The organism is Streptomyces sp. NPDC039462, assembly GCF_055639375.1.
In genome coordinates this window covers 334039-360635 of sequence record NZ_JBVKAO010000001.1, presented here as the reverse complement: position 1 = coordinate 360635, position 26597 = coordinate 334039, and the positions used below count along the sequence as shown (strand labels likewise).

General features: G+C 70.3%; 21 protein-coding genes. 11 read left to right on the top strand and 10 right to left on the bottom strand.

Annotated features, from left to right (window positions below; translation table 11 throughout):
- Nucleotides 1-36: 36 nt before the first annotated feature.
- Nucleotides 37-3936: a GH92 family glycosyl hydrolase gene (locus tag ACZ7LU_RS01430; protein WP_471915314.1), complete on the top strand. Its 3900-nt coding sequence runs from the start codon at nt 37-39 to the stop codon at nt 3934-3936.
- An 87-nt stretch (nt 3937-4023) separates the two neighbouring features.
- Here ACZ7LU_RS01430 and ACZ7LU_RS01425 read toward each other — a convergent pair whose 3' ends face one another.
- A complete protein-coding gene (locus ACZ7LU_RS01425) occupies nt 4024-4608 on the bottom strand; it encodes a hypothetical protein (RefSeq protein WP_398305616.1) in 585 nt (194 codons plus the stop codon).
- Nucleotides 4609-4775: 167 nt separating this feature from the next.
- On the opposite strand from ACZ7LU_RS01425, the gene ACZ7LU_RS01420 reads away from it, so the two are divergent.
- Both ACZ7LU_RS01420 and ACZ7LU_RS01415 read left to right on the top strand, forming a co-directional pair.
- Nucleotides 4776-5396 carry a hypothetical protein gene (locus tag ACZ7LU_RS01420; protein WP_471915313.1) on the top strand — a complete coding sequence of 207 codons (621 nt, stop codon included), beginning with the start codon at nt 4776-4778 and terminating at the stop codon, nt 5394-5396.
- A gap of 137 nt (nt 5397-5533) precedes the next feature.
- Nucleotides 5534-10024, top strand: coding sequence for a DUF6531 domain-containing protein (locus ACZ7LU_RS01415; protein WP_471915312.1), 4491 nt, complete (start codon nt 5534-5536; stop codon nt 10022-10024).
- A 525-nt stretch (nt 10025-10549) separates the two neighbouring features.
- Here ACZ7LU_RS01415 and ACZ7LU_RS01410 read toward each other — a convergent pair.
- The gene (locus ACZ7LU_RS01410; RefSeq protein WP_471915311.1) at nt 10550-11086 is read right to left on the bottom strand and encodes an ATP-binding protein; all 537 of its coding nucleotides are present in this window, start codon (nt 11084-11086) and stop codon (nt 10550-10552) included.
- 84 nt (nt 11087-11170) lie between these two features.
- On the opposite strand from ACZ7LU_RS01410, the gene ACZ7LU_RS01405 reads away from it, so the two are divergent.
- Together ACZ7LU_RS01405 and ACZ7LU_RS01400 are read left to right on the top strand one after the other, a co-directional pair.
- On the top strand, nt 11171-11998 hold the full coding sequence (locus ACZ7LU_RS01405; RefSeq protein WP_471915310.1) for a helix-turn-helix domain-containing protein: 828 nt from the start codon (nt 11171-11173) through the stop codon (nt 11996-11998).
- Nucleotides 11995-12258, top strand: coding sequence for a DUF397 domain-containing protein (locus tag ACZ7LU_RS01400; RefSeq protein ID WP_471915309.1), 264 nt, complete (start codon nt 11995-11997; stop codon nt 12256-12258). The genes ACZ7LU_RS01405 and ACZ7LU_RS01400 overlap by 4 nt, the downstream gene beginning before the upstream one ends.
- On the opposite strand, the gene ACZ7LU_RS01395 is transcribed toward ACZ7LU_RS01400, so the two are convergent.
- Nucleotides 12243-12701 carry a carboxymuconolactone decarboxylase family protein gene (locus ACZ7LU_RS01395; RefSeq protein WP_471915308.1) on the bottom strand — a complete coding sequence of 153 codons (459 nt, stop codon included), beginning with the start codon at nt 12699-12701 and terminating at the stop codon, nt 12243-12245. The two genes, ACZ7LU_RS01400 and ACZ7LU_RS01395, sit on opposite strands and share 16 nt — an antisense overlap.
- A gap of 86 nt (nt 12702-12787) precedes the next feature.
- Here ACZ7LU_RS01395 and ACZ7LU_RS01390 point away from each other — a divergent pair, with 86 nt between their 5' ends.
- A complete protein-coding gene (locus ACZ7LU_RS01390; RefSeq protein ID WP_468085249.1) occupies nt 12788-13705 on the top strand; it encodes a sigma-70 family RNA polymerase sigma factor in 918 nt (305 codons plus the stop codon).
- A 116-nt stretch (nt 13706-13821) separates the two neighbouring features.
- Entirely contained in the window at nt 13822-15495 is a 1674-nt protein-coding gene (locus tag ACZ7LU_RS01385) for an FAD-binding oxidoreductase (RefSeq protein WP_468085248.1), read from the top strand.
- Between the two features lie 46 nt (nt 15496-15541).
- Here ACZ7LU_RS01385 and ACZ7LU_RS01380 read toward each other — a convergent pair whose 3' ends face one another.
- Nucleotides 15542-16705, bottom strand: coding sequence for a S1 family peptidase (locus ACZ7LU_RS01380; RefSeq protein WP_471148357.1), 1164 nt, complete (start codon nt 16703-16705; stop codon nt 15542-15544).
- A gap of 236 nt (nt 16706-16941) precedes the next feature.
- Here ACZ7LU_RS01380 and ACZ7LU_RS01375 point away from each other — a divergent pair, with 236 nt between their 5' ends.
- The gene (locus ACZ7LU_RS01375) at nt 16942-17334 is read left to right on the top strand and encodes a VOC family protein (RefSeq protein ID WP_471915307.1); all 393 of its coding nucleotides are present in this window, start codon (nt 16942-16944) and stop codon (nt 17332-17334) included.
- A 68-nt stretch (nt 17335-17402) separates the two neighbouring features.
- Here the strand turns inward: ACZ7LU_RS01375 and acnA are convergent, their stop codons facing one another.
- Complete coding sequence (acnA, locus tag ACZ7LU_RS01370) at nt 17403-20117, bottom strand: aconitate hydratase AcnA (RefSeq protein ID WP_471915306.1); 2715 nt, start codon at nt 20115-20117, stop codon at nt 17403-17405.
- Between the two features lie 271 nt (nt 20118-20388).
- Nucleotides 20389-21270, bottom strand: a complete 882-nt coding sequence (locus ACZ7LU_RS01365) for a LysR family transcriptional regulator (protein ID WP_471915305.1) — start codon at nt 21268-21270, stop codon at nt 20389-20391.
- A 60-nt stretch (nt 21271-21330) separates the two neighbouring features.
- On the opposite strand from ACZ7LU_RS01365, the gene ACZ7LU_RS01360 reads away from it, so the two are divergent.
- Nucleotides 21331-21696 carry a DoxX family protein gene (locus ACZ7LU_RS01360; protein ID WP_471915304.1) on the top strand — a complete coding sequence of 122 codons (366 nt, stop codon included), beginning with the start codon at nt 21331-21333 and terminating at the stop codon, nt 21694-21696.
- Nucleotides 21697-21781: 85 nt separating this feature from the next.
- Here the strand turns inward: ACZ7LU_RS01360 and ACZ7LU_RS01355 are convergent, their stop codons facing one another.
- Nucleotides 21782-22423 (bottom strand): CGNR zinc finger domain-containing protein, encoded by a 642-nt coding sequence (locus ACZ7LU_RS01355; protein ID WP_471915303.1) that lies wholly within the window; start codon nt 22421-22423, stop codon nt 21782-21784.
- A gap of 91 nt (nt 22424-22514) precedes the next feature.
- On the opposite strand from ACZ7LU_RS01355, the gene ACZ7LU_RS01350 reads away from it, so the two are divergent.
- Nucleotides 22515-23309, top strand: coding sequence for an MBL fold metallo-hydrolase (locus ACZ7LU_RS01350; protein WP_471915302.1), 795 nt, complete (start codon nt 22515-22517; stop codon nt 23307-23309).
- Nucleotides 23310-23352: 43 nt separating this feature from the next.
- Here ACZ7LU_RS01350 and ACZ7LU_RS01345 read toward each other — a convergent pair whose 3' ends face one another.
- Together ACZ7LU_RS01345 and ACZ7LU_RS01340 are read right to left on the bottom strand one after the other, a co-directional pair.
- On the bottom strand, nt 23353-24027 hold the full coding sequence (locus tag ACZ7LU_RS01345; RefSeq protein ID WP_471915301.1) for a formylglycine-generating enzyme family protein: 675 nt from the start codon (nt 24025-24027) through the stop codon (nt 23353-23355).
- Nucleotides 24024-24851 carry a class I SAM-dependent methyltransferase gene (locus ACZ7LU_RS01340; protein WP_471915300.1) on the bottom strand — a complete coding sequence of 276 codons (828 nt, stop codon included), beginning with the start codon at nt 24849-24851 and terminating at the stop codon, nt 24024-24026. Before ACZ7LU_RS01340 ends, ACZ7LU_RS01345 begins: the two co-directional genes overlap by 4 nt.
- 46 nt (nt 24852-24897) lie before the next feature.
- On the opposite strand from ACZ7LU_RS01340, the gene ACZ7LU_RS01335 reads away from it, so the two are divergent.
- Nucleotides 24898-25485, top strand: coding sequence for a TetR/AcrR family transcriptional regulator (locus tag ACZ7LU_RS01335; RefSeq protein ID WP_471915299.1), 588 nt, complete (start codon nt 24898-24900; stop codon nt 25483-25485).
- 45 nt (nt 25486-25530) lie between these two features.
- Here ACZ7LU_RS01335 and ACZ7LU_RS01330 read toward each other — a convergent pair whose 3' ends face one another.
- Complete coding sequence (locus ACZ7LU_RS01330) at nt 25531-26568, bottom strand: LacI family DNA-binding transcriptional regulator (protein WP_471915298.1); 1038 nt, start codon at nt 26566-26568, stop codon at nt 25531-25533.
- Between the last annotated feature and the right edge of the window lie 29 nt (nt 26569-26597).

Below are 26597 nucleotides of genomic sequence, written 5' to 3'. Positions count from 1 at the left end.
GACAACGTTGTCCAACTCGCAAGGAGGGGCTCGGGGATGCCGTACTCGGCACGCAACACCGCACGCAGATCCCGCTACAGACACCAACGTCCGGCAGTCGTCATCGGCGCGCCGGTGCTCGCGCTCGCGGTCGTCGTGGCCGCTCAGGGCGCCGCCGTCGCCGAGCCCGAGCGGCCGCCCCGTGCGGAGCGGGAGTTCGCCTCGTCCTTCGAGGCGGGCGAGGCCCTGCCGGACTGGCTGAGCACCGTCGAGACGGGTCCCGACGGCAAGAAGAAGGCGTCCGGGGTGAACGGCGAGTTCAGTTCCGGGCTCCCGGGCAGCGTGAACGACCACGTCACCGAGGTCCGGGCGAGCGGTGAGAACACCGGCTCCGGCGAGGTCGCCGCGAACCTCGTCGACGGCGAGGCGACCAGCAAGTGGCTGACCTTCGCCAAGGACGGCTGGGTCGAGTTCGAGCTGGACCGCCCCGCCAAGGCCGTGACGTACGCGCTCACCTCCGCCAACGACCATGCCCCGCGCGACCCGAAGGACTGGACCCTCAAGGGTTCGACGGACGGCAAGGAGTGGAAGGTCCTCGACGAGCGCAAGGGCGAGACCTTCGACGGCCGGCACAAGACGAAGAAATACGATTTCCAGAACGGGACGGCGTACGCGCACTACCGCCTCGACGTCACCGCGAACAACGGCGCCGCGGACGCCCTTCAGCTCGCCGACCTCCAGCTGTCGGTCGGCGGTACGGAGGCCCCCGCGCCCGAGGACATGCTGAGCCTGGTGGACCGCGGACCCAGCGGCTCCCCCACCGCCAAGTCCCGCGCCGGGTTCACGGGGAAGCAGGCGCTGCGGTACGCGGGCACCCACAAGGTGGACGGGCGCGGCTACTCGTACAACAAGGTCTTCGATGTCAACGTCAAGGTGCGCCGGAACACCGAGCTCGGCTACCGCGTCTTCCCCTCGATGGCCGAGGGCGACCTCGACTATCAGGCGACGAACGTCTCCGTGGACCTCGCCTTCACCGACGGCACGTACCTCAGCGACCTGAGCGCCGTCGACCAGCACGGCTTCCCGCTGACCCCGCGGGGCCAGGGCGCGTCCAAGGCGCTCTACGTGAACCAGTGGAACAACGTCGAGGCGCGCATCGGGCGGGTCGCGGGCGGCAAGACGGTCGACCGGATCCTGCTGGCGTACGACGCCCCGAAGGGGCCCGCGAAGTTCCGCGGCTGGCTCGACGACGTGTCGTTGAAGGAGAAGGCCCCGGCGAAGCCGAAGGCGCACCCCTCCGACTACGCCGACACGACGCGCGGCACCAACTCCAGCGGCGGCTTCTCGCGCGGCAACACCTTCCCGGCCACCGCGGTCCCGCACGGCTTCAACTTCTGGACACCGGTGACCAACGCGGGCTCGCTGAGCTGGCTTTACGACTACGCGCGCGGCAACAACGACGACAACCTGCCGACGATCCAGGCGTTCAGCGCGAGCCACGAGCCGAGCCCGTGGATGGGTGACCGGCAGACGTTCCAGCTGATGCCGTCCGTCGACAAGGACACGCCGAGCGCGTCCCGGACCAAGCGGGCGCTGCCCTTCAAGCACGAGAAGGAGACGGCGCGCCCGCACCACTACGGCGTGACGTTCGAGAACGGCCTGAAGGCCGAGATGGCGCCGACCGACCACGCGGCGATGATGCGGTTCACCTATCCCGGTGACGACGCGAGCGTCATCTTCGACAACGTCTCGGAGAAGGGCGGGCTGACCCTCGACAAGGAGAAGGGGATCGTCTCCGGCTTCTCCGACGTCAAGTCCGGCCTGTCCACGGGCGCGACGCGGCTCTTCGTGTACGGCGTCTTCGACTCCCCCGTCACCGCGGGCGGCAAGCTGGAGGGCGGCGGTGGCGGCGACGTCACGGGCTATCTGCGCTTCCGCCCCGGCAAGGACCGCACGGTCAGCCTGCGGCTCGCGACGTCCCTCATCAGCCTGGACCAGGCGAAGGCCAACCTCGCCCAGGAGATCCCGTCCGGCACGTCCTTCGGCCGCGTCAAGGACCGGGCCCAGAAGCAGTGGGACGCCATCCTCGGCAAGGTGGAGGTCGAGGGCGCGAGCGAGGGCCAGCGCACGAGCCTGTACTCCAGTCTGTACCGCCTGTACCTCTACCCCAACTCCGGTTTCGAGAAGGTCCGGTCGGCGGGCGGCAAGTCGACGTACAAGTACGCCTCCCCGTTCTCGCCGCAGACCGGCCCCGACACCCCGACCCACACGGGCGCGAAGATCGTCGAGGGCAAGCCGTACGTCAACAACGGCTTCTGGGACACGTACCGCACGACGTGGCCCGCCTACTCCCTGCTCACTCCGAAGAAGGCGGGTGAGCTGGTCGACGGCTTCGTGCAGCAGTACAAGGACGGCGGCTGGACGTCGCGCTGGTCCTCGCCCGGTTACGCGGACCTGATGACGGGCACCTCGTCGGACGTGGCGTTCGCCGACGCGTACGTGAAGGGCGTGAAGTTCGACGCGAAGGCCGCGTACGAGGCCGCGCTGAAGAACGCGACGGTCGTCCCGCCGAGCGCGGGCGTCGGCCGCAAGGGCATGAAGACGTCGCCGTTCCTCGGCTACACGCCGAGCGAGACCCACGAGGGCCTGTCGTGGGCGCTGGAGGGCTACCTCAACGACTACGGCATCTCCCGCATGGGCGCCGCCCTCTACAAGAAGACGGGTGAGAAGCGCTACAAGGACGAGTCCGAGTACTTCCTCAACCGTGCCCGCGACTACGTGAACCTCTTCGACGACAAGGCGGCCGGCGCGGGCACACCGCCCGGCTTCTTCCAGGGCAAGGACGCGAAGGGCGTCTGGCGGGTGCCTTCGGAGAAGTTCGACCCGCGCGTGTGGGGCCACGACTACACGGAGACCAACGCCTGGGGGTACGCCTTCACCGCCCCGCAGGACTCGCGCGGCCTGGCGAACCTGTACGGCGGCCGCAAGGGCCTCGGCACCAAGCTCGACACGTACTTCGCCACTCCGGAGACCGGCTCCGCCGAGTTCGCGGGGTCCTACGGAGGCGTCATCCATGAGATGACCGAGGCACGCGACGTACGCATGGGGATGTACGGCCACTCCAACCAGGTCGCCCACCACGTGGCGTACATGTACGACGCGGCCGGGCAGCCGTGGAAGACGCAGGAGAAGGTCCGCGAGGTCCTCCGCCGCCTCTACACCGGCAGCGAGATAGGGCAGGGCTACCACGGCGACGAGGACAACGGCGAGCAGTCGGCCTGGTACCTCTTCTCGTCGCTCGGCTTCTATCCGCTGGTCATGGGCAGCGGTGAATACGCCATCGGCTCGCCGCAGTTCACGAAGATGACCGTGCACCTGGACAACGGCCGCGACCTCGTCGTCAAGGCGCCGAAGAACAGCGCGGAGAACGTGTACGTGCAGGGGCTCAAGGTCAACGGCAAGGCGTGGAAGTCGACCGCGCTCCCCCACGAGATCGTCGCGCGCGGCGGGGTCCTGGAGTTCGACATGGGCCCGAAGCCGTCGGCGTGGGGCAGCGGCAAGAACGCCCAGCCCGTGTCGATCACGCAGGACGACAAGGTGCCGTCACCGCGGAAGGACGCCCTCAAGGGTGAGGGCGCGCTCTTCGACGACACGTCGGCGACGGATGCCACGTCGGCCGCGGGCTCGGCGATCGAACTGCCGGCGGCCAAGGGGACGAAGGCGGTCCAGTACACCCTTACGTCGTCCGCCGACCGGGCGAAGGCGCCGCGCGGCTGGGTCCTTGAGGGTTCTAAGGACGGCGAGAGCTGGAAGCGGCTGGACAAGCGGTCCGGTGAGTCCTTCGCGTGGGACCAGCAGACCCGGGTCTTCACGGTCGCCCGGCCGGGGACGTACGACCACTACCGGCTGGTGCCGGACGGCTCCGCGACCCTGGCGGAGGTGGAGTTGCTCCGCTGATCCGGCGGAAGGTCGCCGGTGCGGGGACGGTGTGACGCGGGGACGGGTGTGGCGCGGTCGCGTTCACCCCGTCCCCGCGCTGCCGTGTTACGACGACGGGGACTTCGTGGCGGAGGTCACCTGGCAGGAGTAGACGAGCCGGTCGTTGGTGCTGTGCGAGGCGTGCACCGTGACGGAGCGGTCGCCGCCCGGGGTGACCGTCACCGTCTCGAACCGGGAGCCGATGCTCCTGCTCGCGACGGCGGAGTTGGCGGACTCGCCGATCTTGAACTCCACCGTGAAGTTGTACCGGTAGGCGAAGTCGGTCGACGCGTTCTGGATGTCGACGTCGTAGCTGATCCGCCCGGCGGAGCGCTCGTACCGGCAGTTCTCGCCGATCACCTCGCTGAGCGCGTCCGCGTTGTACGAGGGCATCGCGGTGGGAGTGGAGCTGCTGCCGCCGTAGCCGCCGCCGTAGCTGCCGCCGGAGGAGGTGCCGGGGTCGCTCGGCATTCCGCTCGGCGGGCTCAGCGTGAGCGACGGAGTCGGCATGCTCGGCATGGAGGGCGCCGAGGGCATGTCGCCGCCGAGGCCGCCGAAGGCCTTGTCGTTCGGATTGTCGGTGCAGCCGGTGAGCAGGGCTATGGCGGCGAGAGCGAGAGTGGCGGCGCCGACGGCGCGACGGACACGCATGTGATGATCCCCCGAAAACAGAATGCGCAGATTGTCTGATGATGCGAACGGTTGCTTGAAGGGCGAAGAGCCCGGGGCAGGCTACCGGATCGAGCCATGTTGGTACTTTGGGCGCCGCTCGCGCACACCTGCGCGGGGATCGCATTCACCATCGGGGGAACCGGAACATGAACCAGCCCTGGCAGCCACAGCCGCCGCAGCACAACCCGTACGGGCAGCAGCCCGTGCAGCCGCAGCCGGGGTACGGCTATCCGGCCGCCCCGTACCAGCAGCAGCCGATGCAGCCCATGCAGCCCGGCAACCCCTACCCCTTCGCTCCCGGTTTCCCGCCTCCCGGTGGCGGCGCGAAGCCCGGCAAGGCCTTCTTCCTCGGCCTGCTCGTCGCGGGAGGCCTCGGGCTCGTCTACGCGGGCATCCTGCTCGCCTCCAACGAGGATCTGTCACAGGGCGGCCTCCAGGCCAGCTATCTGGCCGTCGCCGCCGTGCTCGCGGTGACCGTCGGAGCCGTGGTGGGCCGCACCGGCGGCCGCGGGGCCGGACCGCACGTCTGGGCCGCGATCCTCGCCGCGCTCGGCGCGTACTTCGGCGTCGCCAACGGTTACGTGTTCACCATCCTCGACGCCGGCGGCACCGACCTGCTCGAAGCGGTGCTGGACCACGAGCCCATGGCCCCGCACAAGTTCTGGTGGGAGCGCCTGGAGAGCGGGGTCGCCCTCGCGGGCCTCGCCGTTGCCGCGGGGGGCGCCTTCGGCGTAGCCCACATGATCAGCAAGAAGCAGCCGCACTAGACGAAATGAGTCCTGCGTCTTCAGTGGGCGAGGAGTCGTTGGCCGGTGCGGGCGAAGACCCCGGCCGGACCGGGGCCGGGAGTGACGGGGGTTGCGGTATGGCGGGCAATCGGCCGCGAGATTGGCATGTCCTGGACTTGGACAAGGATCCGACGCCGGGTGACCCGGACCGGGTGCGCAAACTCGCCAAGGACCTGCACGACTTCTCCGACGACGTCGGCAAGGTGCTTCGCGACATCAAGGGAATGGCGGGCGAGGACGCCATCCTCCAGTGGGCGGGCAAGACCGCCGATGCCTTCACCGAGAAGTTCGAGAAGGCCCCCGACAAGCTGAAGAAGCTCAAGAAGTCCTACGGCATGGCCGGCGACGCCCTCGCCGCCTACTGGCCCGAACTGGAACGCGCCCAGGCCCTGGCCGACAAGGCCCTCGTCAAGGGCCGAGAGGCACAAGCCGACCTGTCCTCCGCCAAGTCCCGCCTCACCTCAGCCGACTCCTGGATGGAAAAGGCCGGCAAGGAAGCCGACAAGTACAAGGACGACAAAGCCTCCGGTGGAGGCAAGGACGTGCCCCCGCCCGACCCGGACAAGGTCAAGGCCGCCACCCGCAACGCCGCCTCCGCCGAAAAGGCCCAGAAGTCCGCCCAGGGCGATGTCGATGCCGCCACGAGTGCGCTGGAAGCGGCCAAGAAGATGGCCGCCGACGCCCGCAGGATGCGCGAGGAGGCCGCCGGAACCGCCAAACGCAAGATCGACGAAGCCTCCGACGCGGGCATACGCAACCGCAAGTGGTGGGAAGAGATCGGCGACTGGGTCACCGACAACTGGGACGCCATCGTCGCGGTCTGCAAGGTCGTCGTCGCCGTCGTCGGCGTCATCGCGATCATCATCGGCGGCCCCATCCTCGCCGCCATCGTCATCGTCGCCGGAGCCATCGTCCTCGCGGACACCCTCAACAAATACCGAAAAGGCCAAGCCGGCCTGATGGACGTCGCCTTCGCCGCCCTGGACTGCGTACCCGGCATGAAGGGCCTGACCACCGCCGCCAAACTCGGCAAGGGCTTGAAGGGGCTCAAAGGGGCGGGCCTCAAGGGCATGGCCGACAGCGTCCGCGGACTCGCCAAGTCCGGCCGTGACACGATCGCCAACGGCGCCAAGGGCGCCTACAACCGGGTCAAGAGCAAGGTCAAGGGGTGCGGTGACCCCGTGGACGCGGCCACCGGGCAGATGTTCCTGACGCAGACCGACATCGACCTCCCCGGCACCCTCCCCTTCGCGTTCACCCGCCGCGCCGCCTCCGACTACCGCAGCGGCCGTTGGTTCGGCCCGTCCTGGTCCTCCACCATCGACCAACATCTCGAAGTCGACGACGAGGGCATCGTCTTCCATACAGAAGACGGCATGCTCCTCGCCTATCCCCACCCCTGCCCGCCCCATCAGCCCGTGCTGCCCGAGTCCGGTCCCCGCCGTCCGTTGACGCGGCTGCAGGGCGGGGGTTTCCGGATCGAGGACCCCCTCGTCGGACTCCACTACCACTTCTCCGTCCCCGAAGGCGGTGTCTCGCGCATCGAGCGCGTCGGCGACCGCAACGGCAACACCATCGACTTCGACTACGACGGACACGGCACTCCGATGGCCCTGCGCCATTCCGGGGGCTACCACCTCAAGTTGTCGGTGGAGGACGGACGTCTCACGGAGCTCGTCCTCGCGGGTGGCGGCGCGGACGGCACGGACACCGTCGTCAAGAGGTACGGATACACCGAAGGCAACCTCACCGAAGTCGTCAACTCGTCCGGCAAGCCGCAGAGGTTCAGCTACGACGAGCGGTTGCGCATCACCTCGTGGACCGACACCAATCACAGCCGCTACGACTACACCTACGACCACCGGGACCGCTGCGTGGCCCAGGGCGGCCAGGCGGGGCACCTCGCCCATACATTCCACTACGACGGCGCCGATCCCGCCTGGCCCGGTCTCCGCGTCACCACCGTCACCTCCGCCGAAGGTCACACCGACCGCTTCCTGATCAACGACCTCAGCCAGGTCGTCGGAGAGGTCGACGGGAACGGCGCGGTCACACAGAGTACGTACGACGAGCACCACCACCTGTTGTCCCGGACCGACCCGCTCGGGAACACCACGTCCTTCACCAACAACGCCTACGGGCAGCCCCTCACGGTCACCCGTGCCGACGGCACCGAGGCGCACGCCGAGTACAACGACCTCTGCCTGCCCGTGCGGGTGGTGACGCCGGACGGCGCGTGCTGGGAACACGTCTACGACGAGCGGGGCAACCGTCTCGAACTCGTCGGTCCCGACGGTGCGATCACGCGGTTCACCTACGACGGGATGGGCAGCCCCGCCTCGGTCACCGATCCCCTCGGCGCCACCACCACCGTCCGGTGCAACGCCGCCGGGCTGCACATCGAGATCACCAGCGCGCTCGGAGAACGCGTCCACCGCGCATACGACGCGTTCGGCCGCCTCGTCCGGACCACCGACGCGATGGGCGCGACGACCCGTATGTGGTGGACCGTCGAGGGCCGCATAGCCCGCGTGATGGGCCCCGACGGCTCTCAGGAGTCGTGGGAGTACGACGGGGAGGGCAACTGTGTCCGCCACACGAACGCCGGCGGCGCGACCACCACGTACGAATACACGCACTTCGACCTGGTCCGCGCGCGCACCGGTCCGGACGGAGTGCGTCACGAATTCCGCCACGACGCCTCCCTGCGGCTCGTCCAGGTCACCAATCCCCTGGGCCTCACCTGGGACTACACCTATGACGCGGCCGGGCATCTGGTGGCCGAGAGCGACTTCGACGACCGGCTGACCCGCTACACGCGGGATGCCGCGGGTCGTCTGGCCGAGCGGATGAACCCGGCCGGACAGCGCGTCGTTCTCTCCTACGACGCGCTGGGCCGGCCGCGAGCCAAGAACGCGGACGGGCAGGTCAGCACCTTCGCCTACGACCCGGCGGGCCGCCTGGTGCGGGCCGCGGGGCCTGACTGCGAGGTGACCTGGGAGCACGACAGGAACGGCCGGGTACTGACCGAGCGCGTCAATGGCCGTCCGCTTTCCTTCGCCTACGACGCCATGGGGCGCCGCGTGCGGCGCACCACGCCCACGGGCGCCCTGGCCCACCACAGCTATGACGCGGTGGGCCGGCCGTGCGCGCTGGACTCGTCGGGTCATGCTGTGTCGTTCTCGCACGACGCATGCGGCCGCGAGACCGGACGTGTCATGGACGACTCGCTGGCGATCACCCAGACGTGGGACGCACTCGGCCGGCCGCTCGAACAGACGGTGGTGGCCCCGGACCGTCCCGTCCTGCGCCGCGCCTACGACTACCGCCCGGACCGTCACCTCGTCGGTGTCACCGACCCGTACCTCGGTGAGGTCACCTTGGGGCTCGACGCGGCCGGCCGCGTCACCGGAGTCCGGGCTCAGGACTGGACGGAGACGTACGCGTACGACGGGGCAGGACGCCAATCGGTGGCCGACTGGCCCGACCACCACCCCGGCCAGGAGGTGCGAGGCACCCGCGCCCATGCAGGAAACCGCCTCACCGGTGCGGGGGCGGTGCGCTATGAGTACGACGAAGCCGGCCGTGTGGTGCTCCGCCGCAAGACCCGGCTGTCGCGGAAACCCGACATCTGGCGCTACTCCTGGGACGCCGAGGACCGGCTGACCTCGTTGACCACACCCGACGGAACGGTCTGGCGCTACGTGTACGACCCGCTGGGCCGCCGCACCGCGAAAGTGCGCCTGGCCGACGGCGGTACGGACGTGGTGGAACAGACCGACTTCACCTGGGACGGCCCGCTCGTCGCCGAGCAGCTCACCACGGTCCAGGGTGTGCCGCACCACATCGCTTTGACCTGGGACTACGACGGGCTGCGCCCGATCGCCCAGACGGAGCGGCTCATCGGCCAGGCCGACCGGGCGGAGATCGACTCCCGCTTCTTCGCCATCGTCACCGACCTGGTCGGGACGCCTACGGAACTGGTCGACGCACAAGGGACGACCGCGTGGCAGGCCCGCAGAACCGTCTGGGGCGTCACCACTTGGCCTGCCCGCAGCAGCGCGTACACCCCGCTGCGCTTCCCCGGCCAGTACTTCGACCCGGAATCCGGGCTCCACTACAACTATCAGCGTTACTACGACCCGGAAACCGCCCGCTACAGCACGCTCGACCCCCTCGGGCTGGCACCGGCACCCGACCCTTACGGATACGTCACCAATCCATTCCGGCAGATCGACCCGTTCGGTCTCTCGGGGTGCGAGACGGTCGTCCTTTACCACGGCTCACAGAACTGGCACGGGGATCAGTTCTCTCTGCCCCGGTCCATCCAGGACCAGCGCGATTACACGCCGGACGCGGGTGTCTATCTGACCGACGACTTCAACAGGGCCGCCACGCAATACGCGGGTCCGTCCGGCCATGTCGTACGGGTCGAGGTCCCGCGGGAGTTCGCCGACAGTGTGCTGCGCAACCACAGTGGGCCCGCCGGTAACCTTCCGGAGTATTTTGTGAACACCCCCGAGGGTGTGGACGTCCTCAACAACGGCGGGCCACGCGTGCTGCCGCAGGGTGAGGCGATCATGCAGCACTTCATGGGCAATTTCTGAGTGGAGCAAAGCAGTTGAGGATGAGCATGTCGGAGAGCGTTCTGGGCCGTGCCGTCTTCGGACCACTTGGTGGGATCATCGAGATCGGCGCGGTCGCCGCAACCGGGACGTGGTCGCTCGCGGACGTCTCCGTGGGCGAGTTCGTGTCGGAGCGTCGGGACGACGTGACGCGTCTCCTGGAGACGATCCGGGACATCGGTGACTTCACGGAGCCGGTCATGGCGATCTTCGATGAACTGGGTTACGCGAGGGACCACGCCGTGGCGGCGCCGTCCCTGCTGCTGTGGTCCTCCGGCTACGAAGAGGTGTCGTCCCGGCTCGAAGATCCCGTCGCGGTGCGGCGGATGAGCCGCCTGGGTGCTGATCTGCAGCTGACCCGGCTTCTCCAGGCGCTGGTCGACGCAGCGATCGCGCGCGGCCCCGAGGTCGCGCGGGGCGCGGAATTGATCGCCGAGGCGTTGCGGATCGCGACCGGGCTGGTCGTGGGGGCGTCGGACGGCGACGCGGCCGCCCGGCGGGAGGTGTTCAGGATGTGGCGGGTCGCTTTCCTGGCTGATCTCCTGCTGCCCGATTCACCTGCTCGCCCGGAGGCGCGAACGCGCTACCGCGAGTACGGGCACGCGCTGGAGGAAATGCTCGGGAACTGACGCCGGTATTGAGCTCGAACCAGACGATCTTTCCCGGGTCGCGCTCCGTCACGCCCCACTTGTCCGTGAGCGCGGCCACGAGCAGCAGGCCCCGCCCCGATTCGTCGGCATCGTCGTCGTCCTCGATGCCGCCGCATCGGGGCCAGCCGCCTCCGCTGTCGTGCACCTCGACGCGGAGCACGCCGTCGGCGTGGTTCAAGTGCAGGCGAAATCCCCGCCCCGGCGGGACGCCGTGCAGCAGGGCGTTGGTCGCCAGCTCGCTGACGCAGAGCGTCACATCGTCCGCGCGCTCGCCATCGATCCCCCAGTCGACGAGGGCGGCGGCGGCGAAGGCGCGGGCCGCCGGGATGGACTGGCGTTCGCGCCGGTAGAAACTTTCTCGGTTCACGTGACGAGTGTCACGCTCCGTGGCCATGATGGAGCACTGCGTGAACCCGTACAGCTGTTATGTACGGGTTCACTGTGTGAAGGCACGGCTTCTGGTGGGGAGTTGAACCGTATGAGCAGCCCAAAGCGACGGTCACGCAGGAACGCGTCGGCGATGAAGATGGTGGGCGCGCTGCTCGCCGTCCACCGGGAGGCGGCCGGGTACACACAGCGGGCGCTGGCCCAGCAGTTGCTCATCAGCGAGGAGCTGATCGCCTCCATCGAGCAGGGGCGGCGCCCCCTGAAGATGGACCTGGCGGTCCAGCTGGACGATTTCCTCGGCACGAACCGGACGTTGCAGACGGCGGTCGAGCACATGCCTGAGGTGGACCTGGTCCCGAGGTGGGCGGAGGAGTACCTGGACTGTGAGCGGGAGGCGATTGCCATCTCGCTGTACGCGAACCAGGTGTTGCCTGGCCAACTCCAGACGGAGGCCTACGCACGAGCAGTGTTCCGCAGTCGGGTGCCGGTCTTCGACGAGGACGAGATCGAACAGTTCGTGGCGGCACGGGTAGAGCGCCAGGAGATCCTGCATCGCAAGGTTCCGCCGACGACCAGTTTCGTAATCTGGGAGGCAGTGCTGCACGACTGCCTAGGCGGTTCGCAGGTCTACTCCGAGCAGCTGCGGCGTCTGCGAGAGTACGCCGAGCTGCCAGGCCTCGCCCTACAGATCCTGCCGTTCGGCCGCATTACTCACGCCGCACTCGACGGCCCATTCGTACTCCTGGAGACACCCGAGCATCAGCGGCTCGCGTACACCGAAACCCAGCGCGGAAGCCAACTGATCGCCGATCCGGACGAGGTGGCGATCCTGACGCAGAAATGTGCGATGCTGCGGACGCAGGCCCTAAATCCCGAGGACACCAGGGACCTGCTGGACCGTCTGCTAGGAGAGCAATGAGCGGCACCGCGCTTATGTGGTTCAAGTCGACCTACAGCGGCAGCGAGGGCGGCGAGTGCCTTGAAGTCGCCTACGCCTGGCGCAAGTCCAGCTACAGCGGCAGTGAAGGCGGCGCCTGCCTCGAAATCGCCGCCCACCCCACCGCCGTACACGTCCGTGACTCCAAGAACCCGGACGGCCCGCACTTCACCGTCTCGCCCGAGACCTGGACCGCCTTCCTGCCCCTGCAGACCCTTGACGGGGCTCAGCCCCAGGTCTGACCGGCCGGTTCCTTGACCGTGCGGTTGAGCCGGTTGAAGAAGTTGGTCAGCGCGATCTCCAGGTTGATCGCGCCGATCTGCTCCTCGGTGAAGTGGACGTTGACCTCGTCCCAGACCGCGTCGGTGACACCCTCCGCGCCGTCCTGGAGGCGGGTGGCGCCCTCGGTCAGTGCCAGCGCCGCACGCTCCGCGTCGGTGTAGAACGGCGCCTCGCGCCAGGCCGCCACGTTGTGCAGCCGCTCGTCGGTCTCGCCGGCCTTCTTGCCGCCGGTGACACTGGCGTGGACGCATGCCGAGCAGCCGTTGATCTGGCTGGCGCGCAGGTGGACCAGGGTGAGCAGCTTCGGGTCGACGCCTCCGGCGCCGATCGCCTTGTGGAGGTGCTTGATGGCGGTCCACAGGTCGGGGTTGTGCGTGTTCTTGTTCTTGAGACGGTTTTCCATGTGAGTGTGCTCCTCGTCATCGCGTTACGTTCCGGGGCTCGTGCCCGTCACCCCTATGACGGAGCGGCTTCGAGAGAGGTAACAACATGACCGGCACCCAGCCCATGGAGACCCGGCCCACGGACTCGATCGCCGAGGCCTTCGAGTCGCAGCGCGACCGGCTCAGGGCCGTCGCGCACCGCGTGCTCGGCTCGCACGCCGACGCGGAGGACGTCGTCCAGGAGGCGTGGCTGCGGCTCTCCCGCCAGGACGCCGGCACCATCGACAATCTCGGCGGATGGCTGACGACGGTGGTCGGCCGGATCAGCCTCGACGTACTGCGGTCGGGGCGGACCCGCCCGGAGGTCTCTCTCGACGACCGGCTGCCCGAATGCACCGTTACGCTCGACAACGCTCCCGATCCGGAGGAGCTCGTGGCGCTCGGGGACTCCGTCGGCCTCGCGCTGCTCACGGTCCTCGACTCGCTGCGCCCGGACGAACGGCTCGCGTTCGTGCTGCACGACGTGTTCGCCGTACCGCACGGGGAGATAGGCACGATTCTCGGCAAGTCCGCCGACGCGACCAAGATGCTCACCAGCCGTGCCCGCAGGAAAGTGCGGGCTGCCCGGCAGCAGGAGAGCGCCGGGCGGCAGCAGCGCGAGGTGGTCCAGGCCTTCCTGGCGGCGGCCGGTGAGGGCCGGTTCGAGCGGCTGCTGGAGATTCTCCACCCCGAGGTGAAGTTCACCGTCCACACGCCGGAAGGCCGGTTCGTCACGCTCGGAGCGACCGAGGTCGCCACGCGTGCGCGGGTGGCGCGCAGCGTGGTCCGGGCGCATCCGGTGCACGTCGACGGCCACCCCGGCGTGATCTCCTGGAGCGAGGACGGCACCCCGCTCTCCCTCCTCGCCTTCACCGTCGCCGACGGCCGCATCACGGAGATCACCGCTGTGGTCGACCCGGCCGAACTCGCGCGCATGAAGCTGCCCGCTGGCCGGAAAGCGCTCCGTCTGCGGGCCCACCCCTAAGGGGTGCGTCTGCACCCTGTGGAGCACGCGTCGCTTGGCCGCACGGTGGATGTGTGGGGTCACACGCGTCGTGATGGTGGTGGGTCAACCACACCTCACCGTTCGGGGGACGACCCATGACAGAGCCACGGTCCGATTCATCACCCGCCCCGACTCGCAGGCGCGTGCTCGCGGCCACGGCGGCGGGTGGCGCGGCGGCGCTTGCGGCGCCGGTCCTCGCGCCCGCAGGCACCGCGGCCGCCGCAGCCGGCGCGACTGGGGCGCCGGTCACCGCAGTCGCCGCGGTCGGCGCTTCCACCGACCCCATCCGTCCCGACGACCCCCGCTACCTCTCCCTCACCCAGCGCGGCTGCAACGGGCGGTTCATCGGCAAGCCCGACTACTACCGCGTGGTGCACTCCACCGCCGAGGTCGTCGACGCCGTCCAGCGCGCCGTGCGCGAGGGCAGACGCATCGCCGTACGCAGCGGCGGCCACTGCTTCGAGGACTTCGTCGACCACCCGGACATCAAGGCCGTCATCGACATGTCGCCGATGCGCGAGATCTCGTACGACGCGAAGCAGCGGGCGTTCTGTGTGCAGCCAGGCGCCCAATTGGCCGAGGTGTACCGCGAGTTGTTCCTGGGGTGGGGGGTGACCATTCCGGCGGGCGCGACCGCCGAGGTCGGCATCGGCGGGCACGTGGTCGGCGGCGGGTACGGCGTGATGTCGCGGCGCGACGGCGTCTCCGTGGACCACCTGCACGCCCTCGAAGTCGTCGTCGTGGACGCGGACGGCACCGCCCGCGCCGTCGTCGCGAAGCGCGACCCGGACGACCCGCACCACGACCTGTGGTGGGCGCACACCGGCGGTGGCGGCGGCAACTTCGGCATCGTGACGCGCTACTGGTTCCGCACCCCCGGCGCCCGGGGCGACGACCCGACGAAGCTGCTGCCCAAGGCCCCCGGCTCCTTCCTCGCCTTCCGGGCGGGCTGGACCTGGAAGGACCTCGACGCGCGGGGCTTCAAGGCCCTGATGCGCAACCACGGCGAGTGGCACGAGCGCAACAGCGACCCCGACTCGCCGTTCGCGAACCTGTTCAGCGTGCTGATGGTCAACACCACCCAGGCGGCGGGCTCCGGCGCCGTCCTGGCCGGTGTCATCGACGCGGCGGTGCCGGGCGCGCGGCGGCTCGTGGACGACTACATCGCCGCCGTCGGACGCGGGGTGGGCGCCGAGCCCGCGATCCGCAGGCCCCCGCTGTCGTGGCTGAACGCGCTGACCTCCATCACGGACACCAGATCCTCGCCCTTCAAGGTCAAGAGCGCGTACCTGCGGAAGACCTTCACGGACCGGCAGATCGACGTCCTGCACGAACACCTGCGGCCGTCCGACGACCCGGCCGAGCGCATCAGCGGCACGCTGTGGCTCGTCGCGTACGGCGGCGCCGCCCGCAAGGTCGCCCCCGACGCCACCGCCGTCGCCCAGCGCGACTCGATCCTGAAGGCCGTCTACATGGCGGGCTGGGACGCGGAGACGCAGGACGGCACCCGCGAGACCGAGTGGGTGCGCTCGCTGTACCGCGGGGTGTACGCCGACAGCGGCGGCGTCCCGGTGCCGGGCGCCGTCAGCGACGGCGCGTTCATCAACTACCCCGACGCCGACCTCGCCGACCCGGAGCAGAACACCTCGGGCGTGCCCTGGTACACGCTCTACTACAAGGACAACTACCCGCGCCTGCAACGGGTGAAGGCGAAGTACGACCCGCGCGACGAGTTCCGGCACCGGCTGGCGATCCGCCCGGCGCGGTGACGAGCGGGGTGCGCCCGGCGGCTGCACGCGCCGGGCGCACCTCGGGTCACGCGGTGTGCAGCCGCAGCCCGTACCGCTGGAGAATCTCGTTCACCGGCTGGAACCACGTCTCGCCGCCGCTGCTGCAGTTGCCCCAGCCGCCGGACGTCACGCCCTGCGCCTGGTCGCCGCTGATGAACGAGCCGCCCGAGTCGCCGCCCTCGGCGCACACGCTGGTCTTGGTCAGCTGGCGGACGACGGCGCCGCCCGAGTAGTTGACCGTCTCGTTCTTGGCGAGAAGAGTGCCGCAGTGCCACTTCGTGGTGGAGCCGGAACGGCAGATCGACGAGCCGACCGCCGCCTCCGCCGAACCGCGCACGAGCCGGTCCGGGATGGTGCCCCAGCCGAGCACGACCGGCACGGTCCACCAGCCGTTGCCCACCGACACCCACGCGTAGTCGTTGTCGGGGAACGAGGAGCCCTGGAACGAGCCGATGGCGGATCCGTCCCAGCCGCGCACACTCGCGCCCACGCCACCGCAGTGCCCGGCCGTGACGAAGCCGCCGTGCACGGAGAAGCCGATGGAGCAGCGGACGTTGCCGGTGTAGTACGGGTCGCCGCCCACGGTCCCGGCGGCGAAGGTGCTCGGCGCCTCGGGGACGGTGTCCACGCGTACGGGGGCAGTGGCGCGGGCGCGCCGGAGGAAGGTGCTGACATCGTTGTCGGCACGGTGCCCTTCGACGACGTCGACGACGACGCGGTTGGCCCGCGGATCGACCCGCCAACTGGCCACGTTCTTCGGCGCTTTGAGCTTGTCGACGCGCTTCTTCGCCGCGTCGAGGCGGGCGGCGCTGTGCGCGACGAACCGGACGTCGGCGCCCGCCTCACGCACGTCGGCGGCGGCTTTCCGCTCGGTCAGGGCGACAGTGAGCCGCCCGCGCCCGGCATCGAACCACGCCCCGCCGTACGCCGCCCCGGCCGCCTTCCGCGCCGCACGCTCGGTCTTGACGGCCCGCCGCTCATCGGCGAGCCGCTCACGCGCGGCGGCGGGCGACAGGCCGAGGTCACGCTCCATGGCCCGCAGAAGACCATCGGAGGCGGGCGCCTTCGCGGAGCCGGAGGAGGTGGTGCCCGGGTCGGCGGCAGCGGCGGGGACGAGCGCGGTGCCGACACAGGCGGTCGCGAGCAGTAACGCGGACAGGCCGAGACGTGCACTGGTCTTGCGTCTCACAGGGGGACCTCTCGTCGTTCCAACAGGGGTGTGGTGGACCGGAATTGCGAGGAACCGTGAAGATGCGGAGCGAGAAGAGAGCGCTCTCACACCGTGGTACGGATGAGCGTAGAGAGCCCACGCAGCCAAGTCCAGGCCCGATCAGGACGCGGTGTAAGATCCACGGCGGCATCGCGTGCCGGTCACCGGCCGGGTGAGGCATGGAGGTGCCGGGACATGCCTGTTGGAGGCATTCCTTGTCGGTACAGCTGAATCACACGATCGTCCACGCCCGGGACAACCGGGAGTCCGCCGAGTTCTTCGCGGACCTGCTGGGCCTTGAAATCGCCGCTGAATGGGGCCCGTTCATCGCGGTGGCCCTGAGCAACGAAGTCACGCTGGACTTCGCCACCATTCCCGCCGAGCACATCACCCCGCAGCACTACGCCTTCCTCGTCTCGGAGGCGGAGTTCGACGCGGCGTACGACAAGATCCGCGCGCGCGGCATCCGGCACTGGGCCGACCCGCACCAGAAGCAGCCGGACGAGATCAACCGCAACGACGGCGGCAAGGGCGTCTACTTCCTGGACCCGTCGTCCCACGCGATGGAACTGATCACGGTCCCGTACGGCGGCTGGCCGCAGAAGTAACCGGACGCGGCGAGGGCCGCACCCCTTGCCGAACGGGGTGCGGCCCTCAACTACTGCGCGGCGTAAGCCTACTTGCGGATCAGGCTGCGCAGCACGTACTGCATGATGCCGCCGTTGCGGTAGTAGTCCGCCTCACCGGGCGTGTCGATGCGGACGACCGCGTCGAACTCGACACCCGTGTCGGTGGTGACCTTGACCGTACGCGGCGTGGAGCCGTTGTTCAGCTCGGTCACGCCGGTGAAGGAGAAGGTCTCCTCGCCGGTCAGGCCGAGGGACGAGGCGGTCTGGCCCTCCGGGTACTGGAGCGGCAGGACGCCCATGCCGATGAGGTTCGAGCGGTGGATGCGCTCGTACGACTCGGCGATGACGGCCTTGACGCCGAGGAGCGCGGTGCCCTTGGCGGCCCAGTCGCGGGACGAGCCGGAGCCGTACTCCTTGCCCGCGAGGACGACCAGCGGGATGCCCTGCTCGATGTAGTTGCGCGAGGCGTCGTAGATGAACGAGACCGGCGCGTCCTCCTGCGTGAAGTCACGCGTGAAGCCGCCCTCGGTGCCCGGCGCGATCTGGTTGCGCAGGCGGATGTTCGCGAACGTGCCGCGAATCATGACCTCGTGGTTGCCGCGGCGCGAGCCGTACGAGTTGAAGTCGCGGCGCTGCACGCCGTGCTCCGTCAGGTACTTGCCGGCCGGGGTGTCGGCCTTGATCGCACCGGCCGGGGAGATGTGGTCGGTGGTGACCGAGTCGCCCAGCTTGGCGAGGACGCGGGCGCCCGTGATGTCGGAGACCGGGGTGGTCTCCATGGTCATGCCCTCGAAGTACGGGGGCTTGCGGACGTACGTCGACTCGGTGTCCCACTCGAAGGTGTTGCCGGTCGGGATGGAGAGGGCCTGCCACTGGGCGTCGCCCGCGAAGACGTCCTGGTAGGACTTGTTGAACATGTCCTCGCCGATGGAGTTGGCGACGACGTCGTTGACCTCGGCCTCGGAGGGCCAGACGTCCTTGAGGTAGACCGGGTTGCCGTCCTGGTCGACACCGAGCGCCTCGGTCGTGATGTCGATCTTCATCGAGCCGGCGAGGGCGTAGGCGACGACCAGCGGCGGGGACGCCAGGTAGTTCATCTTGACGTCGGGGTTGATGCGGCCCTCGAAGTTCCGGTTGCCGGAGAGGACGGACGTCACGGCCAGGTCGTGGTCGTTGACGGCCTTCGAGACCTCGTCGGGCAGCGGGCCCGAGTTGCCGATGCAGGTGGTGCAGCCGTAGCCGACGAGGTTGAAGCCGACCTTGTCGAGGTACGGGGTGAGGCCGGCCTTGTCGAAGTAGTCGGTGACGACCTTCGAGCCGGGGGCGAGGGTGGTCTTGACCCAGGGCTTGCGGGTCAGACCCTTCTCGACGGCCTTCTTCGCGACGAGCGCGGCGGCGACCATCACGTACGGGTTCGAGGTGTTGGTGCAGGAGGTGATCGCGGCGACGGTGACGGCGCCGTGGTCCAGCTCGTACGTCGAGCCGTCGGGGGCGGTCACGAGGACCGGGTTCGACGGGACGCCGTTCGTGGTGGCCGGGGCGTCGGAGGCCGGGAAGGACTCCTTGCCCGCCTCGTCCACGCTGTCCACGTAGTTGCGGACGTCGGTCTTGAACTGCTCGGCGGCGTTGGCGAGGACGATGCGGTCCTGCGGACGCTTCGGACCGGCGATGGAGGGGACGACCGTGGAGAGGTCGAGCTCCAGCTTCTCCGAGAAGTCGGGCTCGGCGGCCGGGTCCAGCCAGAGGCCCTGCTCCTTGGCGTACGCCTCGACGAGCGCGACCTGCTGCTCGTCACGGCCGGTCAGGCGCAGGTACTTCAGCGTCTCGTCGTCGATCGGGAAGATCGCGGCGGTGGAGCCGAACTCGGGCGACATGTTGCCGATGGTGGCGCGGTTCGCGAGGGAGGTGGCGGCGACGCCCTCACCGTAGAACTCGACGAACTTGCCGACGACACCGTGCTTGCGCAGCATCTCGGTGATGGTCAGCACCAGGTCGGTGGCGGTGGTGCCGGCGGGCAGCTCACCGGTCAGCTTGAAGCCGACGACGCGCGGGATGAGCATGGAGACCGGCTGGCCCAGCATCGCGGCCTCGGCCTCGATGCCGCCGACGCCCCAGCCCAGCACACCGAGGCCGTTGACCATGGTGGTGTGCGAGTCGGTGCCGACGAGGGTGTCGGGGTACGCCTGGCCGTTACGGACCATGACGGTCCGGGCCAGCTTCTCGATGTTGACCTGGTGGACGATGCCGGTGCCCGGGGGGACGACCTTGAACTCGTCGAAGGCGGTCTGGCCCCAGCGCAGGAACTGGTAGCGCTCCTTGTTGCGGCCGTACTCCAGCTCGACGTTCTGGCCGAACGCGTCGGCGGTGCCGAACTTGTCGGCGATGACGGAGTGGTCGATGACCAGCTCGGCCGGGGCCAGCGGGTTGATCTTCGCCGGGTCGCCGCCGAGCTCCTTCACGGCCTCACGCATGGTCGCCAGGTCCACGACGCACGGGACGCCGGTGAAGTCCTGCATGATCACGCGGGCCGGGGTGAACTGGATCTCCTGCGACGGCTGAGCCTGGGAGTCCCAGTTGCCGAGCGCGCGGATGTGGTCGGCGGTGATGTTCGCGCCGTCCTCGGTACGGAGCAGGTTCTCCAGAAGCACCTTCAGGCTGTAGGGAAGGCGTGCGGAGCCCTCGACCTTGTCCAGCTTGAAGATCTCGTACGACTCGTCGCCCACGCGCAGCGTGCTGCGGGCGTCGAAGCTGTTCGCCGACACGACAGTCTCCTTCATTTTTGTGCGCGTTCCGTCACATCCTGCCGCCACGACTCCTCGTCGATCCGCTAAGGTAAGGCTTAGTTAGGTAACCCTTACCGAGTGGCGGCTTCTGGTGCGCCTCGGCAGATATCTCGATGTCGAGATAACTCTAGTACATCACCCCTGTGTACGACGAGGCGCGGCAGCCTGACCTGTCGCAGCGAAGGCGGCTGCCGACGGGAGTGGCGTCGGTCCGGCCGGGCGGCGTGCCGGCGGTCTTTCGGCCCCGCCGTCAGCTCCGGCTCAACCGCCGCACGATGGCCTCCAGCAGCTCGTCCAGCGCCACCTTGCGTGTCCGGCCCGGTGGTCGGGCCAGCCCTACCCGGCTCGGTGGGACCCCGCGGACCGGACGGAACACCACGTCCGGATGGGAATGGAAACGGGCCGCCGACGCCGGGGCCAGCGCCACGCAGCCGGCAGCCACCGCTCCGAGCCACTCGTCGGGCCGGCTGGTGACGGCGCCGACCTGGACCGGGTGCCCTTCCCGCTCCTCCGTCGCCAGCCAGTGCTCCCTCCAGGCTCCGGTCTCGGCTCCGGCCGCGACGAAGGGCTCGTCCCACAGCTCCCGGAACTCCACCGTCCCGCTGTTCGCCAGCGGATGTCGAGCCGGCAGCAGCACCCCACGCTCCTCGACGAACAACTCCCGTACGTTCAGCCGCTCCTGCCCCGGAAACGGCAAACGCACCACTGCCGCATCCACTTCGCCCCGGGCCAGGCCGGCACTCGGGTCGGACCAGTCGAACTGGCGCAGGCTCACCCGCCACGCCGGTTGCGCCTGGCGGAACTCGGCGATGACCTCGTGGACGGCGCCCACGGCGCCCGCGTCCAGGAAGCCCAGGCGCAGCGTCCGCGCCGCCCGGCCGGTTGCCTCCACCGTCTCGTCCCAGCCGTCCAGCAGTGCGGGCACCCGCGCGGCGAGCTCTCGACCGGCCTCGGTCAGCGCCATCCCGGACCGCGAACGAGCAAAGAGCGGCACCCCGAGATCGTCCTCCAAACGCCGGATCTGCTTGGTCAGCGCGGGCTGCGAGACGAACAGCTTGTGCGCCGCCCCGGTCAGGCTGCCCTCCTCCGCCACTGCGGCGAAGTACCGAAGCCGGCGTGTGTCCACGTCCATGCCACCAGGTTATAGAAGCAGGTATTGGACGGCGCCGAAGTGCCTGCGGACCCTGAAGGCATGACCGGTATCCAGCTCGCATTCCTCGTCGTCACCTTGCTCACCGCCGCTGTCAACGCCGGTATCGCCGCAGCCGACCTCGCCGGGGCGCGCTTCGTGCTGGCCAACTCGGCGGAGGTGGGTGTCCCCCGGTCCTGGCTGCCCCGGCTGGCCGCCCTCAAGCTGGCTGGCGCGGCGGGCCTCCTCCTCGGCCTCTTCGATGCGGCACTGCGCCCCCTCGGTGCCGCTGCAGCTTGCGGTCTCGTCCTGCTCTACCTGGGCGCGCTCGCCTTCCATCTGCGCGCCCGCGTGCTCTACAACCTCGCGTTTCCCGGTTTCTACTTCGCCACCGCCGTCGCCTCGTTGGCCTTGACCGTGTCCTCCTGATGCCGGCACCGCTCAACGTCCGACGAGAACACTCGGTCTTCGCTGCGACAGGTCCAGCCTGCCCGCACCCCGTCGATGCGCCCGCTCACTCCCCCGTGGTGCGGCGGGCATAGGCGCGGGCGGCGCGCACGCGGTCGCCGCAGCGGGTGGAGCACCACTGGCGGCGCCCGTGCCTGACCAGGAAGCGGTTGCAGGGCGGGGACGCGCAGGCGGTCAGCCGGGCGGCCTCGGGAGAGGTGAGCAGGTCGGCGGCGTCGGCGGCGATGACCGCGAGGGCGTGCTCGACGATCGCGGTGGTCGGGTGGGGTGTGGCGCGGTACGGACCGGTCTTCTCGTCCCACACCAGCAGTGACGCGGTCGGGACGCGGGTCATCGCGTCATTGACCGCCGCGACGGCGGCGGGCAGCGCCGGCTGCCCTGCGACGCGCGAAGCCAGCAGCGACCTGACCTGCTCGCGCAACGAGCGCAGCTGCGTCGCACACACCTCCGCCAAACCCGTGCCGACCGGGGCGAGATCGCGCCGCACCAGCCACTGCTCGGCCCGCGCCGGGGTCCCCAGAAGGTCGGACGTGTGCCCACCGGGCAGGGCCACCGCGCTGTTCGCCAGGGCCAGGGCGGGGTGCTCCGCCTCGCCCGGCGCCGACGGGAGGGCGACTTCTTCTGCGGCCTCCGCCTCGGCTCCCCCTGCGGCTGCTTCCGCGGCTTCTTCCGTCACGAACTCTTCCATGCCTCTCATGGTACGGGTTGCTTTCATCCGTGAGACATGGGTACTGTCGCCTCACGGTTAATACGCCACCTATCCGTGAGGAATCTTTTTCATGTCTTCCCCAACCCCGCAGGCCACCCCGTTCCCCGTCCGCGTCTTCGGCGGCCCGACCGCCCTCTTCGACTACGGCGGCCTGCGCTTTCTCACCGACCCGACCTTCGACGGCCCCGGCGACCACCCGGCACCGGCTGTCGTGCTGACCAAGACGGCGGCGGCCGCCGGCAGCCCCGCCGATCTCGGCCGCGTCGACGTGGTCCTGCTCTCGCACGACGAGCACGCCGACAACCTCGACACCTCCGGCCGTGCCCTCCTCGCCGACGTCCCGCTGACGCTCACCACTCCCGGCGGCGGGGAGCGTCTCGGGGAGACCGCCACCGGCCTCGCCGACTGGCAGTCGGTCGAGCTGGAGCGCAGGGACGGCGGGCCCGGCACGGTCACCGTGACCGGAGTGCCCGCCATCCACGGCCCCGGCCCGCGCGAGCAGGTCGAGCCGATCTGCGGCGAGGTCGTCGGATTCGTCCTGACCGGCGAGGGCCTGCCCACCGTCTACGTCAGCGGCGACAACGCCTCGCTCGACGCGGTCAAGGACATCGCCGAGCGCTTCGCCCCGGTGGACACGGCGCTCCTCTTCGCCGGAGCACCCCGCTTCCCCGATGTCTTCGACGGCGAGCTGATCGTCCTGGACAGCGCCCAGGCCGCGGAGGCCGCGACGATCCTCGACGCCGGCCGCGTGGTGCCCGTCCACTACGACAGCTGGGCCCACTTCACCGAGGGCCGCGACGAGCTCGTCGCCGCCTTCGCCGCCGCCGGTCTCACGGACCGCCTCGACTTCGGCGTCCGCGGCTGACCCCGGGTGACGTCGCGCGATACGCCGGGTACGTGATGCCAGCTCAGCGGGCCGACGACCGCGCCACCCGGAAGCCCACGTCGTCCACCCGATAGGTCGGATGGCTGCGGCGGCGGGCCGAGGAGCGGCAGCTCCAGTGTTCGTCGAACCAGCCGCCGCCGCGCAGGACGCGGTAGGAGCCGTAGATCTCGGCGTCGTAGACGTCCCAGCACCAGTCCCAGACGTTGCCGAGCATGTCGTACAGGCCCCACGCGTTGGGGCGCTTGCCGCCGACCTCATGGAGACGCTCCTGCGAGTTGCCGCGGTACCAGGCGATCTCGTCGAGCGGGGCGTAGTGCGGTCCCGTGGTGCCCGCGCGGCAGGCGTGCTCCCACTCGGCCTCGGTCGGCAGCCGGTAGCCGTCGGCGGTCGAGTCCCACTCGACGGTCTCGTCCGGGCCCAGGCGGTACGCGGGGGTGTGTCCGTCGCGCAGCGACAGCGCGTTGCAGAAGCGGACCGCGTCCCACCAGGAGACTCCCTCGACCGGCAGCCGGTCTCCTGGGGTGGCGCCGGGCCACTCCCCGGTGACCGCCCCGTACAGCTGCTGCGTGACGGGGAACGCCCCCAGCAGACAGGGCGCGACCTCGACCTGCCAGCTGCGCCGCGTCCGGCGGTCCGACAGCGTGACCCGTCCCGGCGGGACGGCGATCATCTCCGGGCCTGTGTTGTCGGTGTTCATCGGCCGGTGCCTCCGGCCAGGCGCTCCGCCGTCAGTGCCACCGTCGCGTACCGCATCGGGAAGCTGCCGCCCATCGCGTCGACGGCCGCGCCGACCGTGTCGAGGACCCGGGCCACGTCGTCCGGCGGGAGCCGGGTGAGGGCGCCCTGTGTCGGCAGCTGGTCCAGCCAGGCTTCCCTTGTGTACGTCGCCTCCCAGTCGACGTGCCACTGCTCGGGCTCGCCGAACGCGCCCGTCCCGCGGATGCCGTCGGCGGCCTTGGTGAGCAGCGACCAGTAGCCGTCCCCGGCCCGATTCGGTGTCGCGCGGACGTCGATCGGCGAGTCGGGAGCCACGCTCTCGTAGGCGTCGGCGAACGCCTCGGCGACGGCGGGCGGCGGCTCGGGCACGTTCCAGAACACCACGAGACGGCCCCCGGGCCGCAGCACCCGCGCGGCCTTGGCCGCTCCCGCGACCGGGTCCACCCAGTGCCAGGACTGGCCGGCGGCCACCACGTCGAACTCCCGGCCCGCGGGGTCCCAGGCCTCGAACGTCGCCACCTCGGCCGGGACGCCGAGCCGCCGCGCGAAGTCCGCCATCCGCTCGTCGGGCTCCACGCCGAGCACGGTGCAGCCCGCCGCGCGGAACTGCCGGGCAGCGATGCCGGTACCGCAGCCGACGTCCAGGACGGCGGGCGGGCGGCCGGTGTCCGCACGGCACGCCACGCGGTCCACCAGGGCGTCCGGGTAGCGGGGGCGCGTCCGGTCGTAGCGCTCGGCGTCCACGCCGAAGGATTCCGCCATCCGACGGTGGCGGTGGGGGTCGTTCCCCGGGATAGTGGGCATGCGCCCACTCTGGTGGGCACATGCCCACTCGTCAAGGGAGGTACCCGTGCCGACAGGAGTAGCCATCCGTGATGTGCGCGAGCAGCTGTTCGCCGCCGCCGAGCGCGTCTTGCTCCGGGCCGGACCGAACGCGCTGACGAGCCGCGCGGTCACCACGGAGGCGGGGTGCGCCAAGGGTGTCCTGCACCGGCACTTCGCCGACTTCGACGCGTTCCTCGCCGAGCTGGTGCTCGACCGCGTCCGCGGGGTCGAGGAGCGGGGCGCGGCGCTGCGGGCGGCCGCGGGGACGGGCACCGTCGTCGACAACGTCACCGACGCGCTGACGGACCTGTTCGGGCCCGTCGCCCTGGGCGTCCTTGGCCTGATCACGTCACGGGACGCGCTCCGGGCCCGACTGCGGCGGACCACGCCGACCGGTGTCCCCCTCCTCACCGAGGCGGGGGCCGCGCTCGCGGGCTACCTCGCGGCGGAGCGCGAACTCGGCCGCCTCGCCCCGGACTCCGACACCGACACGCTCGCGTTCACGCTCGTCGGGAGCGGGCACCTGCTCTTCGCGGGACGCGAGGACGCCTCGCGGGACGCCGTCCGGAAGGTGGTCCGCTCGGTGGTCGCCGGGGTCGTACAGGAGTCGTGACGGTCGTACGGGAGGCGTGATTCCGGGGCGGGCCGGACCCCGCGGTCACGTGGACGGTCCCGCCGCCGGGTCAGCCCCTCGGCCGCCGCCCGACGACTCACGGACCAGCAGTCGCGCGGGTACGACCACGGGTCCCGGCCCGGCGCCGCCGTCCTCGATCAGGCCGACGAGGAGTGCGACGGCGGCGCGCGCGGTCCGCTCCGGGTCGAGGGTCACCGTGGTCACGGGCGGTGCGGTCGTCGCGTAGGCAGGGTCCTCACTCGCGCACACCACGCGCAGGTCGTCCGGGACGCGCAGACCGTGCCGGGCCGCGGCGGCGAGCAGTTGGCGGCCGCCCGGGTCGTACGCGGCGTAGACGGCGTCGGGGCGGTCACGGGCGCCGGTGTCGCGGGTCCCCAACAGCGTGTCGAACGCGCGCCCGTGGGTGTCGGCCGCGTCGAAGGGCACGATCAGCGGGGCCGCGCCGCGCTCGCCGCACCAGCGCTCGTACGCCGCCGTCACCGCGCGGGCGTAGTGCTCGTCGCCGTTGCCGGACTGGAGGGCGATCCGGCGGGCGCCGGAGGCGGCGAGGTGGTCGAGGACCGTTCGGGTGGTCGCCTCGTGGTCGTTGTCGACCCAGTGGTCGCCGGGGCGCGGGTCGCCGGGCACGCCGTCGAAGACCAGCGGGATGCCGCGGGCGCGCAGCGCGCGGACCATCGGGTCGCCGCGCGGACTGTCCATGATCAGCATGCCGTCGACGGCGAGGCCGTGCCAGGAGTCGTCGGCGGCGCGGTCGGCGGGCAGCGTGGTGAGGGCGTAGCCGCGCGCGTGGGCGGCCGAGGTGGCGGCCGTGACGGCACGTGAGAAGTAGGCGATCTCCGTGTAGTTCCAGGCGGTGGCGAAGGTGGTGACGGCGATGCCCAGCGTGCGGGAGCGCGGCGGGCCCGGGGCGCCGTAGCCGAGCCGTGTCGCGGTCTCGCGGACGCGGCGGCGGGTGGCCTCGCCGATCCTGCCGGTGCCGTTGAGGGCGTGCGAGACCGTCGCCGTCGAGACCTCCGCGGCGCGGGCTATGTCGGCGAGAGTCGGCCCTGGCACGCGGCACATCGTACGGAATCCGTCGTCGGCGGCGGGTT